The following is an 18,456-nucleotide window of genomic DNA, read 5'->3' on the forward strand; positions in this document are numbered from 1 at the left end:
CAATTCATGGCGTTGTTAGTCCGGCTTCCCCCAGCCACCGCCACCCGGGGTGCACATTTCAAACAGATCGCCCGGACTAAGCGCAACTTCTCCGTTTCCCGGCATCGGAATGCGGGTACCATCTTCTTTCTCAGCCGTGTTCACACCGACCGTTCCCGGTGCGCCACTCTCTTTCCCAAAGGGCGGCACAACGCGATGTGAGCTAAGCGTGGTGACTGTCACGGGCTTCAAAAAGCGAAGTCTGCGGATGACGCCATCCCCGCCGCGCCACTGCCCTGCCCCGCCTGAACCTTTGCGTAAGGTGAAGGCCTCAAGCCGCACGGGGAACCGTTTCTCAAGGATTTCAGGGTCGGTCATGCGGGTGTTGGTCATATGGCTTTGCACGCCATCGCACCCATCAAAACCCGGCCCCGCGCCAGTGCCACCCGCGATGGTCTCGTAATTCTGGAAGTCCTCATTGCCCCAAATGAAATTGTTCATGGTGCCTTGCGAGCCTGCAATCACATCAAGCGCGCCATAAAGCGCATTGCAGGCGGCCTGACTGACTTCGGTATTGCCGGAAATCACCGCTGCCGGGTAGCGCGGGTTCAGCATCGATCCCTCTGGCACAATGATGTTTAGCGGCGCAAGGCAGCCCTCATTCAGCGGAATCTCCGCCCCGACAAGCGTACGGAATACATAAAGCACCACGGCGCGGCTGATCGACAGCGGAGCATTGTAATTGCCTGTCTGCTGGTCTGACGTGCCCGTGAAATCGACCGTGGCCGAACGTGTTGCTTTGTCGACTTTTACAGTCACCTGAATTTCAGACCCGCCATCCATCGGGTAGGTGAAAGCCCCGTCCCGCAGACGATCAATCACGCGGCGTACGCTTTCTTCGGCATTTTCCTGAACGTGGCCCATATAGGCCTGCACAACATCCAGACCATAGCGATCCACGACCCCCAAAAGGGCCTGGCGTCCGGTTTCATTGGCCGCCACCTGTGCCTTCAGATCAGCCATGTTCTGATCGATGTTACGACACGGATATTTGCCCGACGCCAGAAGGGCCCGCATGTCGTCTTCCTGCAACTGACCTTCAGCGACCAGACGTGTGTTTTCGATCAACACACCTTCATGCTCGATATGGGTGCTGTCAGGCGGACCAGAGCCCGGTGTGCGCCCGCCAATGTCGGCATGGTGCCCACGCGAGCCCAGCCAGAAGGCGATGCTGTCGCCCGCGAAAACCGGCGTCACAACGGTCACGTCCGGCAGGTGGGTCCCACCGTTGAAGGGGCTGTTCAGAACAAACGCATCACCCGGCTTCACATGGCCTGCGTTGTCACGCATCACGGTTCGGATGCTGTCGGACATTGACCCCAAATGCACTGGCACATGCGGCGCGTTGGCCACCAGATCGCCCTGAACATCAAAGATCGCGCAGGAAAAATCGAGCCGCTCTTTGATATTCACAGACCACGAGGTATTGGCCAGCGTCGCCCCCATCTGATCGGCAACTGACATGAACAGGTTGTTGAACACCTCAAGCAGAACCGGGTCCACATTCGTTCCCGCCGCATGAGAGCGGGCAAGTTCGGAAACACGTTCAAGGATCAGATTTCCATGAGCATCCTGACCTGCCTGCCACCCCGGTTCGATCATGTTGGTGCCCGTGGATTCGCGAATGATCGCTGGGCCAGAAATCCGGGCCTCTGCCGACAGGTTCGCGCGATCATATAGCGGCACATTTTGCCACCCATCTTCGGTGCAAATCTGCACGCGATCGTCGGGCTGATCATCGCCACCTGTGGCATGGCCTCGCGGTGCTTCGCCAGATGTTCCAATGGCTTCGACCGCCAGCACCTCAAACAAGATTGCGCGTTCGGGCGAGTGGAAGCCAAAGCGTGTCTCATGAGCCGCTTCAAAATCTGCCCGCATCTGGGCGGCATCGCCAAACGGCACTTCAAGCGCCTGATGTGAGCCGTCATAGCGCAGGTGCGCGATGCGTTCGATCTGGATGTCCGTGACGCCCTGTTTGGCAACCTCGGCCTGTGCATCTGCGGCCAAGATCTGCAACCGAGAAGCGGCTTCACCTTTTGCGTCAAGCGACGCGTCGAACTGTTCCTGACGCAGCGCGCGGATCTCGGCCAAGCCCATACCGTAGGCCGACAAAACGCCCGCGAAAGGGTGCAGAAACACCTTCTTCATGCCCAGAGCATCCGCCACCAAACAGGCATGCTGCCCGCCTGCCCCGCCGAAGCATTGCAACACATATCGGGTCACGTCATGGCCGCGCTCGACGCTAATCTTTTTGATCGCGTTGGCCATGTTGTCGACCGCAATGCGCAGGAAGCCACGGGCCACATCCTCGGCCGATTGGGCCGTTTGGCCGGTCTCGGTCGCGATCTCTTGGGCCATGGTTTCGAACTTTTGGCGCACGACCTCATGGTCCAACGGTAAATCTCCATCAGGTCCAAAAACATGTGGGAAATGGGCGGGTTGAAGCCGCCCCAACATCACATTGCAATCGGTGACCGTCAGCGGCCCACCGCGTCGGTAGGCAGCAGGTCCTGGATTGGCCCCTGCACTTTCCGGACCCACCTGAAAGCGCCCATCACGGAACTGACAGATCGAGCCACCCCCAGCCGCAACCGTGTGAATGTCCATCATTGGCGCGCGCATACGGACGCCAGCAACCTCGGTCTCAAAACTGCGTTCATAACTGCCCGCATAGTGGCTGACATCGGTCGATGTGCCGCCCATGTCGAACCCGATTAGGTGATCATACCCAGCGACTTCGCCCGTCTTGACCATTCCGACAATCCCGCCCGCAGGCCCAGACAGGATCGCATCTTTACCCTGAAACATCGCCGCATCGGTCAGGCCGCCATTCGACTGCATAAACAAAAGCCGATCGCAGGCCGTGCCGATGTCCAGCGCACCCGCAACCTGTTCGACATAGCGGCGCAGGATCGGGGACAGATAGGCGTCCACCACCGTCGTATCGCCCCGGCTGACCAGTTTGGACAGACGCGAGACCGCGTGGCTTTCTGACACCTGAGTATAGCCAATCTCTCGTGCGATTTGGGCCACTTGTGCTTCATGTGCCGGGTTCAGATAGCCATGCAGCAAGGCGATGGCGACGCCCCGGATGCCCGCATCAAAGTGGCGTTGCAACAGCACCCGCACAGCGTCTTCATCAACAGCGGTCAGAACACTCCCATCTGCATCAAGCCGCTCGTCCACTTCCTCGACCGCCGCATAAAGCAGATCGGGGCGTTTGATATGCAGATCGAACAATCGCGGACGTGTTTGGTACCCAATGCGCAGAAGATCCTTGAAGCCCTTGGTGATCAGAAGAAGCGTGTCATCGCCCTTCCGCTCCAAAAGCGCATTTGTGGCCACGGTGGTTCCCATTTTGACCGAAGCGATTGCCCCGTTCGGAATGGCCTGATCCGCACCAAGATCAAGAAGCTCTCGGATACCTTGCACGGCCGCATCGCGGTAGCGTTCTGGGTTTTCGCTTAGCAGCTTGTGGCTTTGCAGGCCTCCGTCAGGATCACGCGCCACGATGTCGGTGAATGTGCCACCACGATCCACCCAGAATTCCCATTTGCCGTCCGACATGCATGTCTCCCTGATCTGTCAGATAGAGGTCAGGCATGGACCCTAAAATGTCAATCGGGCAGACGAAAAAGGGCGCCCCGCGGGACGCCCCAGTTGTTGGATGATCCAGCGATCAGAAGAACGCCTGCAGACCCGTTTGCGCACGGCCCAAGATCAACGCATGCACGTCATGAGTACCTTCATAGGTGTTCACCGTTTCAAGGTTCACCATGTGACGGATCACGTTAAACTCAAGCGAGATACCGTTGCCGCCATGCATATCACGGGCATGACGCGCGATCTCAAGCGCTTTGCCGCAGTTGTTGCGCTTGATGACCGAAACCATTTCAGGCGCAGCTTTCGCTTCATCCATCAAACGGCCAACGCGCAATGCGGCCTGAAGTCCCAGCGAAATTTCGGTTTGCATATTGGCCAGTTTCAGCTGGAACAACTGCGTCTGCGCCAAGGGTTTCCCGAACTGCTTGCGATCCAGACCATATTGACGGGCAGAGTGCCAGCAGGCTTCAGCAGCCCCCATAGCGCCCCATGCGATGCCAAAACGTGCGCGGTTCAGACAGCCAAACGGACCTTTCAGGCCTTCAACATTGGGCAACAGCGCGTCTTCCGAGACTTCGACCCCATCCATGACGATCTCGCCGGTGATGGATGCACGCAAGCTGGCCTTGTTTTCAATCTTCGGCGCAGAAAGGCCTTTCATGCCTTTCTCAAGCACGAAGCCTTTGATCTTGCCGCCGTGGGCTTCGGACTTGGCCCAGACAACGAAGACGTCCGCGATGGGCGCGTTCGAAATCCACATTTTCGAGCCTGACAGCACGTAGCCGCCATCCACTTTCTTGGCCACAGTCTTCATCGAGCCGGGATCAGATCCCGCATCAGGTTCGGTCAGACCAAAGCAGCCGATCCATTCGCCCGACGCCAGTTTCGGCAGGTATTTCATACGCTGTTCTTCAGTGCCGTAGGCGTAGATCGGGTACATGACCAGTGAGGATTGCACCGACATCATCGAACGATAACCACTGTCGATCCGCTCTACTTCGCGGGCAACTAGGCCATAGGTGACATAGCCTGCGCCGATGCCGCCGTATTCTTCGGGGATCGTGGTGCCCAGAAGACCCATTTCGCCCATTTCGGCAAAGATCGCAGGGTCTGTGGTTTCGGTCGCATAGGCTTCGGTCACGCGTGGGGCGAGCTTCTCGGCGCAATAGGCCTGAGCCGCATCGCGCACCATGCGCTCATCTTCGTTCAGCTGATCTTCCAGAAGGAAGGGATCTTCCCAGTTGAAACTGGACAGTTCAGGGCGGGATTGAGGGGCAAGATCGGCCATGTCTCAGGCTCCTTTCGCGTTGATGGCAGCTTCGATGGAAGCCTCCAGGATATCAAGGGCTTCGTCCAGCTGATCAGCCGGAACAGTCAGGGGCGGCAGCAGGCGAACTGCATTGCCTCGGGTGCCACAAGGCAGGATGATCAATCCACGCGCCTCGGCCTCGGCCACGATGGCCATGGTCAATGCGGCATCCGGTGCATTGCTATCGCGATCCGTGACCAGTTCAAAGGCCACCATCGCGCCCAGACCACGCACGTCGCCAATGGCTTCCATGCCTTGGCGGGATGCAATGTCGGTCAGACGAGCGTTGATCTTTTCACCGATCTCGGTGGCGCGATCACACAGTTTTTCCTCGTCGATCACATCCAATACGGCGTGCGAGGCAGCGACCGCCAATGGGTTACCGGCATAGGTGCCACCGATACCGCCTGCGGGGGCTGCATCGACGATCTCGGCCCGGCCTGTGACAGCGGACAGAGGGAAGCCGCCCGCAAGACCCTTGGCCATGGTCACCAAGTCGGCGGCGACACCAGCATGATCAAAGGCAAACATTTTGCCTGTGCGTGCGATGCCTGCCTGAACCTCGTCGGCAATCAGGATGATGCCGTGTTCGTCACAAATGGCGCGGATGGCCTTCAGGAATTCAGTTGGAGCGATGTTGAAGCCCCCCTCACCCTGCACCGGCTCGATGATCATCGCGGCCACACGCTCGGGATCGATCGAGCTTTTCAGCATATTGTCCAATACGGCCAGCGACTGTTCGACCGACACGCCGTGGAAGGCGTTCGGGAATGGCGCGTGCAGCACTTCGGGCGGCATCGCGCCGAAGGCCTTCTTATAGGGGTTCACCTTGCCGCATAGCGCCATGCCCATCAGCGTGCGGCCATGGAAGGCGCCGGAAAAAGCAATCACGCCTGAACGACCCGTGAAAGCGCGCGCCATTTTGACCGCGTTCTCAACTGCTTCTGCACCGGTGGTGACCAGCATCGTTTTCTTGGTGAAATCGCCCGGGGTGGCGGCGTTCAGACGCTCGGCCAGCGACACATAACCCTCATAGGGGGCAACGTGGAAACAGGTGTGAGTGAAGGCCTCGGCCTGTTGGGCAACTGCGGCCATCACTTTCGGATGGCGATGGCCTGTGTTGTTCACCGCGATGCCTGCCGCAAAGTCGATGAAGCGTTTGCCATCCACGTCCCACAGCTCGGCGTTTTCGGCGCGCGCAGCATAGATGCCACGGGTGGCAACACCATTTGCCACGGCGTCAGCGCGGCGGGATTTGAGAGCGTCAGTATTCGACATGCGAACCCCCTGTCAGAATTTGATTCCATGCCATATTGCGCAAAATTCTGAGCAATGCTATCAAAATTTTGCGCAAGATATGCGAAAGACGAGACTCACCGGGTCCAAATGCGATCACCGGGAAAGGGGTTCAGGATGCAAGATGAGTTTGACGTTGGCACACGCCTGAAAGAGCTAAGGCAGCAATTTGGCTTGTCTCAAAGGCAATTGGCCGAAGCTGCAGGTGTGCCCCATGGCCAGATCTCGATGATCGAAAGGAACCACTCTTCGCCCTCTGTCGCCAGCTTGCGCAAGATTTTGGGCGGATTGCAGATGTCCATGTCCGAATTTTTTGAACCCGAAGCCCCCAGCACGCAGCAAGTTTTCTTCACCCCCAGCGAGCTTCGCGACCTGACGTCAGCTCTGTATCAGGACAATGAAGCCGCCCAGCGCATGATCTCGATCCGTCAGGTTGGGGATGCCAAGGCACATGGCCTTCAGGTCTTGCAGGAATTCTATGAACCCGGCGCCGATACCGGTGAGACGATGATCGAACACGAAGCCAATGAGGGTGGTATCGTCATCGAAGGCGAGCTGGAAATCACTGTCGGAGCCGAGACCCGCGTTTTGAAAGCGGGTGACGCATTTTTGTTTAATTCACGCGCGCCACATCGCTTTCGCAACATCTCGGACCGACCGACCCGCGTCGTGTCCGCTTGCACACCGCCTTATCTCTAGGAGAACTCATGCATCCGCTTGAAGGACTAAAAGTCGTCGAACTCGCCCGCATCTTGGCCGGCCCTTGGATCGGACAATCGCTGGCCGATCTTGGCGCCGACGTGGTGAAGGTCGAGGCTGAAACCGGCGACGATACCCGCGCGTGGGGCCCGCCCTTTATCGAACGCGAGGGCGACAAAACTGCGGCCTATTACTATTGCGCCAACAGGGGCAAAGACGTGATCACCGCCGATTTCCGCACACCCGAAGGCCAAGCCGCCGTGCGCGATCTGATCAAGGATGCGGATATCCTGATCGAGAACTTCAAGGTTGGCGGGCTTGCAAAGTACGGGCTGGATTACGACAGCTTGTCGAAGCTGAACCCGCGGCTGATCTACTGCTCGGTCACAGGGTTTGGGCAGGATGGCCCGTGGGCCAAACGGGCGGGTTATGATTTTCTGCTTCAAGGCTTATCGGGCCTAATGTCGGTGACAGGCGACCCAGACGGACAGCCACAGAAAGTTGGTGTCGCAATCACTGATATTGTGACAGGGCTTTACGGCACGATCGGCATTCTAGCCGCCGTGGAACAGCGCCACCGCACTGGGCGCGGTCAGCATGTAGACATGAGCCTTTTGGACTGCGCCACCGCTCTTATGGCCAATCAAGCGATGAACTATCTGGCCACGGGGCAAAGCCCTAACCGTTTGGGCAATGCACACCCAAATATCACGCCTTATCAGGTCTGCCCGGTGAAAGACGGTCACATTATCCTCGCCGTGGGCAATGACGGACAGTTTCAACGGTTTTGCACGGTGATCGGGCGCGAGGATTTGACGAAAGATGCCCGCTTTGGCACCAACTCGGACCGCGTGGCCAACCGCGATGCGCTAACCCCCGCCATCGAAGACAGCCTGTCCGACTGGAGCATGCAGGACATCCTTGCAGCACTTGAAGACGCCACCGTGCCGGCAGGCCCGATCAATACAATGGAACAGACCTTTCAGAACCCGCAAATCCAGCATCGCGGCATGAAGATCAGCCCTGAAGGCGTGTCGGGTGTGCGCGGGCCATGGGTATTCTCGGATGCTGAGCTGAAGTTGGAGAAATCCGCACCAAAGCTGCCCCAGAAGAAGTAGAAACAAAAAGGGCAGGCAACAGCGCCTGCCCTTTCAGTATTGCTGTGATGAAAGCCTATTCGAACACGGCGGTCGGGTTGTCCAAGCTGTCGGACCCCTCAACTGCGATCTCGTCACTCCCAACGGCTGCAACAGCACGTTCGATGTTGCGCGTTTGGTCCACCAGACGGTCGATCGCGTTTTGAACCAGCGCACCGCCCGCATGGCCCGCAGCCAGCATCTGGTCATAGGATGTGCCCGCCTCCGCAGCGGTTCGGATATCGCTGAGCGCAATCATCGTGGCGTTCATGTCACCCAGAAGGTTGTCAGCTAAATTGCCATCAGCGGCCTTCACAAGATCATAAAGCGACGCGCCCTCAACCACGGTTCCATCCACCCGGACATATCGCCCCGTATAGACATTGCGCATGCCCAATCCGTCATAATAGTGCGAGTTGTGGGTGTTGTCAGAAAAGCAATCATGCTCTTCTTCCGGGTCATTGAGCAACAGGCCCAGCTTCATACGCTCGCCCGCCTGTTCACCATACGACAGTGAACCAAGGCCTGTGAACGCCATTGTAACACCTTTTGAGGCATCAACAGAAACATCAGAGCGCCCCTGCCCGCCATCGGACCAGTTGGCCACAGCATCTTCAAGATCCGAAATCAGCAGGTCCGTCGCAGCAATCAGGTACTGTGCCCGGCGATCACAATTGTCGCCTGTACAGTTTGCCGTATCGAAGTCAGAGGCTGGGCGGTTGCCAGCACCGTGATCTGTGCCGGACAGGTCCTGTCCCCACAGCAAAAACTCGATCGCGTGATAGCCGGTGGCCACATTCGCCTCGATGCCCTCAACCTCATGCAGGCTCTCAAGAAGATCAGGGGTGATCGTTGATGCGTCAATCATCGCACCGCCCGCGTTCAGCTTTGCGTTTGCGACAAGGTTTGCAGTCGAAAACGGGTTTTCATCATTCGCTCCGAAGTCCGAGGCTATGTAGTCAATCAGCCCCTCGTCCAGCGGCCATGCGTTGACCTTACCTTCCCAAGCATCAACGGTTGGATTGCCGAAGCGGAACGCCTCGGTCTGCTGATACGGAATGCGCGCGGCAAGCCAAGCCTCTTTGGCAGCTTCCAAAGTTGCATCGTTTGGCGCGGCAACAAGGGCGTCTACGGCAGCTTTCAGGAATTTGGCAGTGGTCAGGCTGTCTTCATATCCAGCTTGTGCAATGTTGGCGTAGTTCTGGACGACGTCCTCGGGAGTTGCGGCAAACACGGCAGCGGCGGTCAAGCTTGCGGCGCAGGTGGTCAAAAAGAAATTGCGGATCATGGGAACCTCGAAGTTGTTGGTTGCCCACGAAATAACGGAGTCTTTTTATCAGGTAAACCCTTATCTTATTATTTTTGTCGGATTTACATTCCTGTTACAAACAATGGCGCTGTCAGCAAGTTCAAATACCATCTGGCAACGTTGCGCGTTTTGAAATTGTCACAAGGTGCGCCGCAGGACGCCTGCAGACGGCAGGGTACCGACTGGCGTTTCCGCACGCTCAGTTGTGTGGTTGAACCAAAACTCTTCTGTCGCGGTTCGGCGGGTGCGTATGCCTTCGGGCAACACACGTATTTCCAACCCAGAGTGTTCAGCCAGTAGCGCGACAAGACGATCCAAACCGTCTGCATCCAGCCATGCGCCGCAATAGGCCTGCCCTGCCCCGCCGACCAGAACAGGCACGCCTTGATCTGTTGACATCAAAACGGGCGCGGTGCCTTCAAGCTCTTCCAGATAGCCCATCACAGCGCCACCGCCCTCTAACGAGATCGGCATATCCGGGCGGAGGCTTTCAAGCCGTGAAACCGTCACGTTCAGACCGTTAATCGCCGGTGGAAGTGGCACTGGGATCTGAAAACCTGCGTCTCGCGCACCGGTACGCGGACCATAGCAAACATGGCCACTGGTTTCAGCGAGCGCCACGCGCAGCCCCTCGGGCAGGTGCATCATCCCCGGCACCATAATCAATTCATAGCCCGAGAAATCTGGCTGATTAGACGACACGACATCGATCGTCAGGCCTGCGCGTCGGAGTGCTTTATAGTGGTCAAAGACCAAGCCGAAATAGCTAAGCCCCGCGCCATGCGGTTGCGTCGCCCAAGCCCAGTCGGCATCGTAGTCAAAAACCAGCGCAACCGGGGCCTGCGCGGACTGGACGTCGGGCGCGTCGGCCAGCTCTTGGGCGACTTTCTGTGCCTCAGCCATGGCTGGGGCATCTTTGCTGTCCGGCCGCAACAGGCCCGCATGCAATTGCTCTTGCGCGAAATGTGCCTGACGCCAGCGGAAATAGCACACAGCCTCGGCCCCATGGGCAAACGCCTCCCATGTCCAAAGACGGACCATGCCTGGCAGGGGCGATGGGTTATATGGCGCCCAGTTCACCGGGCCGGGTTGCTGTTCCATTACCCACCAACGTCCGCGACCTACTGCACGGTAAAGGTCATGGTGGAAGGCCTGAAAATCAGGGTCACCCTGACGGGCGTAGGCGCGCTTGTGGGCATCGTCGGCTCCTACGCGATCCTCAAGAAAGCCCAGTGGGTAACTGTCCCATGTCGCGATTTCCAGATCCGCACCAACGTCGAAATGGTCGAAATCGGTGATCCGACCCATATAGTTGTGAGAGATCGGCGCGTCGGAATGCGCCTTAATTTCGTCGACTTGAACCCGGTTGAACGCAACCACCATGTCCGAACTGTAGCGGCGGAAATCCTGTACATGGGCGGGGTTGGGATCGGTTACAGTCAGGTTGGGCAAGTCGATATCAACGAAGCTGCGATACTCCATCGACCAGAAGATGTTGCCCCACGCTGTATTCAGCGCGTCGATGTCGCCATAACGATCGTCCAGCCAATTCCGAAACCCGTGCTTGGCGGCGTTTGAATAGGAAATCGTCGTGTCATGGCACCCATACTCATTGTCGGTTTGCCACGCAGCCACATACGGGTTCTTTCCATAGCGTTCGGCCATCAAACTGGTGATGCGGCGGCTTTCCTCGCGGTATCCCAGATGGCTGAAGCAGTAATGCCGCCTTGAGCCGAACTTGCGTGGGTTTCCATCTGCATCCACTGCCAACATGTCCGGGTGTTTGTCGATCATCCAGCGCGGAGGTGTGGCCGTGGGCGTCCCCAGTACGACCTTCAACCCGGCCTTGCCCAGCACATCGATGGCGCGATCCAGCCAGTCCCAAAGAAATTCTCCAGGCGAAGGTTCCAGACGCGACCACGAAAACTCGCCGATCCGAACCCATGTCAGGCCTGCTTGAACCATACGTCGGGCGTCCTCCGCCCACATCTCCTCGGCCCAATGCTCTGGGTAATAGCATGTTCCTAGCGTGCGTTTCATATGTCCCTCAAAGAATTACCTTGTGTTCGGGTTGGCCGGTTGCATTGGTGTAGATGGCAAAGGTCTTGCCCGCCATGTCGTCGCCTATCAGACCATCGGCGGCTGTGGTCACGAAAAGAGTGCTCAGATCAGCGCCACCGAAGCAAGGGCAGGACACTTGAGGAGTCGGCACCGCGTGCGTCATGATCAACGTGCCGTCGTGGGCATAGCAGGCCACGCGGGACGCGCCCCATTGGGCATTCCAGAAGTTCCCTAGGGCGTCGACCACAGCGCCATCTGCACCGAAATCTTGATCGCGCAGGTCAAGAAAGACTTGCGGTTCAGATGAGGGCCAGCCCTCGTCATCCAGCGCGACGCGCATTACGCGACCATCTTTAGTGTCTGTGAAGTAAGCGGTGTCCCCGTCAGGCGTGAAACAGATCGCATTGGAGATTGTGATCTTGTCGAAAAGCTTGCGCAATTCGCCCCGATAGAAGCGATAGATCGCACCTGCCCCGGGCTCTGCACAGTATCCCATCGTCCCGATCCAGAACCCGCCCTGTGGGTCAGCACGCCCGTCATTCGAGCGAGTGCTGGGGTTGTCGGCTTCAAGATCTACAATCTTTTCACATTTGCCCGTCTCAATCCTAAACCGCCACAGCGCTGATGCACTGGCCATGATTAGCGTGTCGTAGTCCGCCCAGCCTGCAGCGGACACGCATTCGTCAAATGCCCACACCTTTTCGTCATTGCCCGTGCGCGTCAAAAGACGTTTGCCAAGGATGTCGAACCAAAAGAACTGTTCGCGCTTAGGATGCCAGAACGCCCCTTCGCCAAGGGTGCATTTGGTGTCTGAAAAGACCCGCGCCGTCATGAGGTCGCCGCGTCATATGCCGCCACGATCTGGGTAGCCAGCGCACCAACCTTCTCGGCTGAATAGCCAGGCTTGTAGATGTTCGATCCCAGCCCAAAACCGGTGATACCGGCGCTCAGCCAGTCTTCGAAATCCGCAGGGCCGACGCCGCCAACAGCATAAGTGTTCGTCTCTCTGGGCAGAACAGCGGATAGCGCTTTGAACCCGTCCAATCCGAGTTTGAAGGCGGGGAAGAACTTCAACCCGTCCGCGCCAAAGCGCAGGGCCGAAAATGCCTCGGTCGGAGTGAAAACACCGGGGTAAGACAACATGTCATTGGCTTTAGTCGCCGCGATCACGTCGGGGTTCGCATCAGGCGACACGACCATCTGAGCGCCAATCGAAGCAAGCCGCGCGACGGCGTTCACATCCAGCACGGTCCCGGCCCCGACAAGCGCGCGATCTCCTGCCGCCTTCACCATGCGTTCAATACTGTCGAACGGATCGGGCGAATTTAACGGAACCTCGATTTTGGTGATGCCCGCATCTATCAATGCGTTCAGAATATCGACGGATTCATCCGGCTGAATGCCGCGCAAGATGGCGATGATTTCGCGGCTCATGTCTGTGTCTCTTTCAATTCTTCAAAGGCGGCAGATAACCCAACCAGGGTCATGTTTTCAGCATTCACGCAGCGCACCATAGCTGCTTGAATGTTCAGGGCTGTTTCATAGGCGCGGGCAACCTGCCCTTCGCCCAAAATGACCACCTGCTGCCCCAGCCAATAGGGCTTCGCCGCTGCCAGTTCAGACCCAATCAGAAGGGCGGACATGCGCGACTTAACCTTAGCGGCGGGCATATCATTCAGCAGACTTTCCGCCCGCAGGGTAAAGAGCTTGGCCGCAAGGTCAGCCGGCCGCGACAAGGTATCGGACAAGGCGTCGGCAAATGCGGATTCATCCCAGTCATCCGTGTCAACCGAATGGCGCAGCACCGATTGTGTGGCCAGCAGCGCGAAAATTTCGCCGGTCATGAAGGTGCGGAAGCTGACAATCTCACCCGCACTGATATGAACCCACTTATTATGCGTGCCGGGCAGACATAGAATGCCGTCAAAATCGGGCTCACCGGCAAGGAAGCCCGCGATCTGCGTCTCTTCTCCGCGCATAACATCCGCGGGGTTGGACTGTTTCACGCCGGGAAGAATGCGCACATTCCAATTGGCAGCGTCTACATGCGTGGCAAGGGAACTTCCGGGGGGAATGCACGGTACAGCGACATAGGGCGCTTCAGCCCAACCCTGTCGGGATCCGGCCATTCCGCAAACGATAACTGGTAAAGGGGCATTGGAAAGCACGTCAGATAGCAGATTGTCCAACGCGGGCTCAAACTGATCTTGGGACAGGCAGCCCATGCCTTTGTTGCTAGCGCGACGGTCCAGCACGGTTCCGTCATTCGACATGAGCCACGCTCGCATATGCGTCGTGCCCCAATCTACGGCGATCCAGTCAGGTGTCTGTCCCATTCGCTTCATCCTGTTACGGCCACGCCCCCATCGACGACCAGCGCTTGACCTGTGATCATTCGACTTGCTTTCGATGCAAGGAACAGGGTCGAGGACACGATGTCCTCGGGGTCAAGATGTTCCTTCAGGCACTGACGCTCTAAATGTGCAGCAAGCGCTTCTGGATTGGCCCACATACCGAGTTGTTTCTGTGTCAGAACCCATCCCGGGGCCAGCGCGTTCACGCGGATTTTGTCAGGGCCAAATTCGCGTGCCAAAGACCGGGTCATGCCATTGATGCCGCTATTCGCAGTCGTGTACGCCGGATACCCGGTGTTCCCCATCATGTAGCTGATCGAGGTGAAGTTGATGATTGCGCCGCCACCAGCTGCGCGCATCCCGTCAATCGCGGCCTGACAGGCAAAGAAATAGGCTTTCAGGTTGATCGCTTGCGCCCAGTCCCAAAACTCTTCGGTCACTTCCTCAGTCGTGTGGCGCTGATCATTCGCAGCGTTGTTCACCAGTGTTGTGATCGGGCCGTTCACCTCTGCGCATTTTGCCATCGCCGCTTTTAATGCGGGAATGTCGGTGATGTCGCACTGAACAAATTGGGGGCGGTTCCCGGTTTCAGCTTCCATCTGATCGACAAACGCAGATGCGTCCGAGCGCCCAACGAAACCCACCTTCGCGCCCTGACGAAGGAACCCTTCGGTCAGCGCAGCGCCAATGCCCGATCCGCCACCGGTAATAAAGACGGACGCACCGTCGAGGTCGTGAAATGTTGCGATGCTCATCAGTGGCTCTCTCGTGTCACGGGTCGGGTGTCTTTGCCGACAAGGAAATCAAGGTCTGCGCCTTTGTCAGCTTGCAGAACGTGATCGACATACATCTTGGCATAACCACGGGTGTAATGCGGTTCGGGCGCGGTCCAGGCTGCGCGCCGCTTGTCCATCTCGGCGTGATCTACAAGCAGTTCCAAAATGCCTTGGCTGGCGGACACTTTGATACGGTCACCGGTCTTGACCAAAGCCAACGGACCCCCTGCAGTGGCTTCGGGCGCGACGTGCAAAACGACGGTTCCGAAAGCGGTGCCCGACATGCGGGCATCCGACACGCGCACAATGTCACGCACGCCCTTTTTCACCAGCTTCGCGGGCACAGGCATATCGCCCACTTCGGGCATGCCTGGATAGCCTTTCGGCCCGCAGTTCTTCAATACCAGAATGGTGTTTTCGTCCACCGGAAGGTTATCGCGGTCGATATTGGCCTTCAGCTCTTCGATGGTTTCAAAAACATAGGCCTCGCCTTCATGCTCCAGTAGATGATCTGATGCGGCCGAAGGCTTTACGATGGCCCCGTTGGGCGCAAGATTACCGCGCAGGACACGTAGGCCCGCCGCAGGTTTGAGCGGTGCGTCATAGGCATAAATCACGTCGCGATTATAACACTCAGCCTCGCCATAATAATGCGAGATATCCTTGCCCATCACCGTGTTGGCGGACCGCAGCTTGTGCTCTAATTCCTTCAGCACAACAGGCACGCCGCCCGCATAGCAGAAATCCTCCATCAGGTATTTTCCCGATGGCATGCAGTTCACAAGAAGGGGAATCTCGCCCCCAATCTCGAAGTCATCCATGGTCAAGTCAATGCCGACACGGCCGGCCAGCGCCAGAAGGTGCACGACGGCGTTGGTCGAACCGCCAAGCGCGGCGTTTGTCAGGATTGCGTTCTCAAAGCTGTCTTTGGTCAGAACGTCAGACAGTTTCAGGTCTTCTTCAACCATTTCTACGATCCGTTTTCCGGTCATATGCGCCAAGGCCATGCGGCGGGCGTCAACAGCAGGAAGCGATCCATTCATCGGCAGCGACAAGCCCATTGCTTCGGACAGCGACGACATGGTGGACGCTGTACCCATCGTCATGCACACACCTTTGGACCGCGACATCCCGCTTTCGGTGGCCATGAAATCCTTCAGGCTCATATCGCCCGCTTTTACATCCATCGCGAACTTGCGCACATCGGTGCCCGATCCCAGATCGCGCCCTTTCCACTTGCCGTTCAGCATCGGGCCTGCAGACACGACTATCGACGGCAAATCGACCGAGGCCGCGCCCATCAACTGTCCCGGTGTGGTTTTGTCACAGCCGCCCAAAAGGACGACGCCATCCATGCCATAGGCGCGGATCGATTCCTCGACATCCATAGCCAGCAGATTGCGAAACAGCATCGCCGTTGGCTTCATCTGGGTTTCGCCCAGCGACATGACCGGGAACTCGACGGGGAAGCCGCCAGCCTCCCACACGCCACGTTTCACGCCCTCGGCCAGCTCGCGCAGGCCTGAGTTGCAGGGGGTTAGTTCCGACCAGGTGTTGCAAATGCCAATTACCGGGCGGCCATCAAAAGCATGATCCGGGAAGCCTTGGTTCTTCATCCAGGACCGGCGAATGAACCCGTCCTTGTCGAGCATCCCATACCAACTCCGGTTCCGTCTTTCCTTGCTCATGCGGCTTTCCTTACGCGTGCCCACTCGGGGATCCAATCACCATGCGCGGCCAGCAGATCGCTGACCAATGACCGGATCTGGCGCAGGTCCAGTTCGGCAGCGGTATGAGGATCCATCATCGCGGCGTGATAGATATGTTCTGGATTTTCATCCAGCAGCGCCCGAACCGTCAACTCCTGCACGTTGATTTGTGTGCGCATCAACGCAATCAGTTGCGGCGGGATGTCGGTGACCACGCTGGGCTGGACGCCATTCATATCAACAAGGCAGGGGGTTTCGACTGCTGCCCCCATAGGCAGCTGAGGGATTTGCCCAGTGTTGGGCAAGTTGCCATAGGCCGTATAGGGCTGGCCTATGACGATTGCGTTCATCATCTCGGCCGCAAATTCGTGGCTCTTGTGCACGTCGATGCTGGCTGCGGAATTCAGAGATGCCGCCTGCTCTTTCCACTCGGCTTGTTGTTCAATGCAGCGCTTCGGGTACTCATCCAGAGGAATACCGAACTCGGCAATTAGATCGTCGCGCCCGTCCTTGATGAACCACGGGACGTATTCCGCGAAATGCTCGGAACTTTCGGTGCAGAAGTAACCCAGTTGCTCCATCACCTCATAGCGCACCTTATTGCCACACCGTGGCATGAGAAGCGGTGGTTTTGGCAAGGCACCAGATCGATAGCCGTCGCGTAGAGTGGGATAGAGGTTTTTGCCCGTGGCATCTTCAAGCCGAAGGAAAAACGCCACATGATTCACGCCCGCAACTTTGTAACGAATGTCTGCCTGCGCCATGTTCAAATCGTGGGCCAGTTCCTGAACCGTGTTTTGCACCGAATGGCAAAGTCCCACCTGCTTAATATGCGGGAACCGCTCAGCCAGCGCCCATGTGTTGATCGCCATTGGGTTTACGTACTGCATCAGCAGCGCGTCAGGGCAGACAGCCTCCATATCGCGCGCAACTGACCAAAGATGTGGCACTGTGCGAAGCCCGCGCATAATACCGCCAATGCCCAATGTGTCGGCGATGGTCTGCCGCAACCCATATTGCTTGGGCAGTTCAAAGTCAGTGATCGTGCAGGGATCATAGCCGCCGATCTGAAAGGCAGTGACGACGAAATCAGCGCCTTCTAACGCGCGACGCTGATCGGTATACGTTTCGACCTTTGCGCCTGTGCCCATCGTGGCGATCATCTTTTCCGCCACCAGCTCGCTTTCCGCCAGCCGAATGGGGTCGATATCCATCAGTGCAATCTTGGCGTCTTTCAGCGCTTCGAAATGCAGCATGTCGCCCACGATGTTCTTCATGAAGATCGTTGAGCCAGCACCAATGAAGGTCAGTTTCGTCATTTAACAGCTCCGAGTGTGAGACCAGCAATGAAGTGACGTTGCATCAAGAAGAACATGGCTACCGGCGGCAGAGCCGCAACGATGCTGCCCGCGCTCATCAGGTGGTACTGCGCCACGAATTGCGAGTTGAAGGACGTGATGCCAGCGGTCACCGGCTGTGCGTCTGGCCCTTGGGTCAGCACGATGGCCCAGAAATAGTCGTTCCAGATGAAGGTGAAAATCAGAACCGACAGCGCTGCAATTGCGGGCTTCATCAAGGGCAGCACGATGTACCAGAAGATGCGCCATTCTGCGATGCCTTCAACGCGCGCAGCCTCGATCAGTTCAAACGGTAGCGCGCGGATGAAGTTGCGCATGAAAAGCGTGCAGAACCCAGTTTGAAACGCGATATGGAACAAGACCAGACCCAGTTTGGTATCGTATAATCCAGCAGATACTGTCAGGTCGCGAACCGGCACCATCAGAATCTGGAACGGGACAAAGTTACCCGCAATGAACATGAAAAAGATCAGTATGTTGCCCCGGAAGCGATAAATGCCCAGTGCGAACCCAGTCATGCAAGACAGAGCCACCGCACCGATCACCGTCGGCACCGTGATCAGGACCGAGTTCAACATGTAGCGTGGCATATCGCTTTCGAAAAACACCTTGCCGTAGTTGGTGAAAAACTCGAACGAACTGGGCATGCCCCAGTAGTTGCCATTCGTGAAATCCGCCAAGGGTCGAACCGAGAAAAGCGCCACGGCCAGCAAAGGCAAAAGCCACATGATCAACGCAAAGGGCACCAGAGCTTGATAGGTGATTTGTGTGCCACGGGAACGTTTTTCGATAGGTGTTGGAAACATC

Annotated in this window: 14 protein-coding genes; 2 read left to right on the forward strand and 12 right to left on the reverse strand. The window is 57.5% G+C overall.

Going from position 1 to position 18,456, the window contains the following annotated elements:
- Positions 1 to 15: 15 nt before the first annotated feature.
- The 3 genes from AC0L6A_RS11775 to gabT form a co-directional block, all read right to left on the reverse strand.
- Positions 16 to 3,606: a hydantoinase B/oxoprolinase family protein gene (locus AC0L6A_RS11775; RefSeq protein WP_473290229.1), complete on the reverse strand. Its 3,591-nt coding sequence runs from the start codon at positions 3,604 to 3,606 to the stop codon at positions 16 to 18.
- Between the two features lie 112 nt (positions 3,607 to 3,718).
- Positions 3,719 to 4,930, reverse strand: coding sequence for an acyl-CoA dehydrogenase (locus AC0L6A_RS11780; RefSeq protein WP_473290231.1), 1,212 nt, complete (start codon positions 4,928 to 4,930; stop codon positions 3,719 to 3,721).
- A 3-nt stretch (positions 4,931 to 4,933) separates the two neighbouring features.
- On the reverse strand, positions 4,934 to 6,229 hold the full coding sequence (gabT, locus tag AC0L6A_RS11785; RefSeq protein WP_473290233.1) for a 4-aminobutyrate--2-oxoglutarate transaminase: 1,296 nt from the start codon (positions 6,227 to 6,229) through the stop codon (positions 4,934 to 4,936).
- 135 nt (positions 6,230 to 6,364) lie between these two features.
- On the opposite strand from gabT, the gene AC0L6A_RS11790 reads away from it, so the two are divergent.
- Positions 6,365 to 6,946, forward strand: coding sequence for a cupin domain-containing protein (locus AC0L6A_RS11790; RefSeq protein WP_473290235.1), 582 nt, complete (start codon positions 6,365 to 6,367; stop codon positions 6,944 to 6,946).
- Positions 6,947 to 6,954: 8 nt separating this feature from the next.
- Entirely contained in the window at positions 6,955 to 8,064 is a 1,110-nt protein-coding gene (locus AC0L6A_RS11795; RefSeq protein WP_473290237.1) for a CaiB/BaiF CoA transferase family protein, read from the forward strand.
- Positions 8,065 to 8,119: 55 nt separating this feature from the next.
- Here AC0L6A_RS11795 and AC0L6A_RS11800 read toward each other — a convergent pair whose 3' ends face one another.
- The 9 genes from AC0L6A_RS11800 to AC0L6A_RS11840 all read right to left on the reverse strand — a co-directional run bounded on the left by AC0L6A_RS11800 (position 8,120) and on the right by AC0L6A_RS11840 (position 18,455).
- Positions 8,120 to 9,370 carry an imelysin family protein gene (locus AC0L6A_RS11800; RefSeq protein WP_473290239.1) on the reverse strand — a complete coding sequence of 417 codons (1,251 nt, stop codon included), beginning with the start codon at positions 9,368 to 9,370 and terminating at the stop codon, positions 8,120 to 8,122.
- 159 nt (positions 9,371 to 9,529) lie between these two features.
- Entirely contained in the window at positions 9,530 to 11,431 is a 1,902-nt protein-coding gene (locus AC0L6A_RS11805) for a beta-galactosidase (RefSeq protein ID WP_473290241.1), read from the reverse strand.
- A 7-nt stretch (positions 11,432 to 11,438) separates the two neighbouring features.
- The gene (locus tag AC0L6A_RS11810; protein WP_473290243.1) at positions 11,439 to 12,284 is read right to left on the reverse strand and encodes an SMP-30/gluconolactonase/LRE family protein; all 846 of its coding nucleotides are present in this window, start codon (positions 12,282 to 12,284) and stop codon (positions 11,439 to 11,441) included.
- On the reverse strand, positions 12,281 to 12,886 hold the full coding sequence (locus AC0L6A_RS11815) for a 2-dehydro-3-deoxy-6-phosphogalactonate aldolase (RefSeq protein WP_473290245.1): 606 nt from the start codon (positions 12,884 to 12,886) through the stop codon (positions 12,281 to 12,283). Before AC0L6A_RS11815 ends, AC0L6A_RS11810 begins: the two co-directional genes overlap by 4 nt.
- Positions 12,883 to 13,788 (reverse strand): 2-dehydro-3-deoxygalactonokinase, encoded by a 906-nt coding sequence (locus AC0L6A_RS11820; protein ID WP_473290247.1) that lies wholly within the window; start codon positions 13,786 to 13,788, stop codon positions 12,883 to 12,885. The genes AC0L6A_RS11815 and AC0L6A_RS11820 overlap by 4 nt, the downstream gene beginning before the upstream one ends.
- Positions 13,789 to 13,793: 5 nt before the next feature.
- Positions 13,794 to 14,561, reverse strand: coding sequence for an SDR family NAD(P)-dependent oxidoreductase (locus tag AC0L6A_RS11825; RefSeq protein ID WP_473290249.1), 768 nt, complete (start codon positions 14,559 to 14,561; stop codon positions 13,794 to 13,796).
- Entirely contained in the window at positions 14,561 to 16,270 is a 1,710-nt protein-coding gene (locus AC0L6A_RS11830; protein ID WP_473290251.1) for an IlvD/Edd family dehydratase, read from the reverse strand. Before AC0L6A_RS11830 ends, AC0L6A_RS11825 begins: the two co-directional genes overlap by 1 nt.
- The gene (gene melA / locus AC0L6A_RS11835) at positions 16,267 to 17,610 is read right to left on the reverse strand and encodes an alpha-galactosidase (RefSeq protein ID WP_473290253.1); all 1,344 of its coding nucleotides are present in this window, start codon (positions 17,608 to 17,610) and stop codon (positions 16,267 to 16,269) included. Before melA ends, AC0L6A_RS11830 begins: the two co-directional genes overlap by 4 nt.
- Positions 17,607 to 18,455, reverse strand: a complete 849-nt coding sequence (locus tag AC0L6A_RS11840; RefSeq protein WP_473290255.1) for a carbohydrate ABC transporter permease — start codon at positions 18,453 to 18,455, stop codon at positions 17,607 to 17,609. The genes melA and AC0L6A_RS11840 overlap by 4 nt, the downstream gene beginning before the upstream one ends.
- Position 18,456 lies beyond the last annotated feature (1 nt).

The sequence above is a fragment of the Aliiroseovarius sp. D2-2 genome (assembly GCF_055809455.1).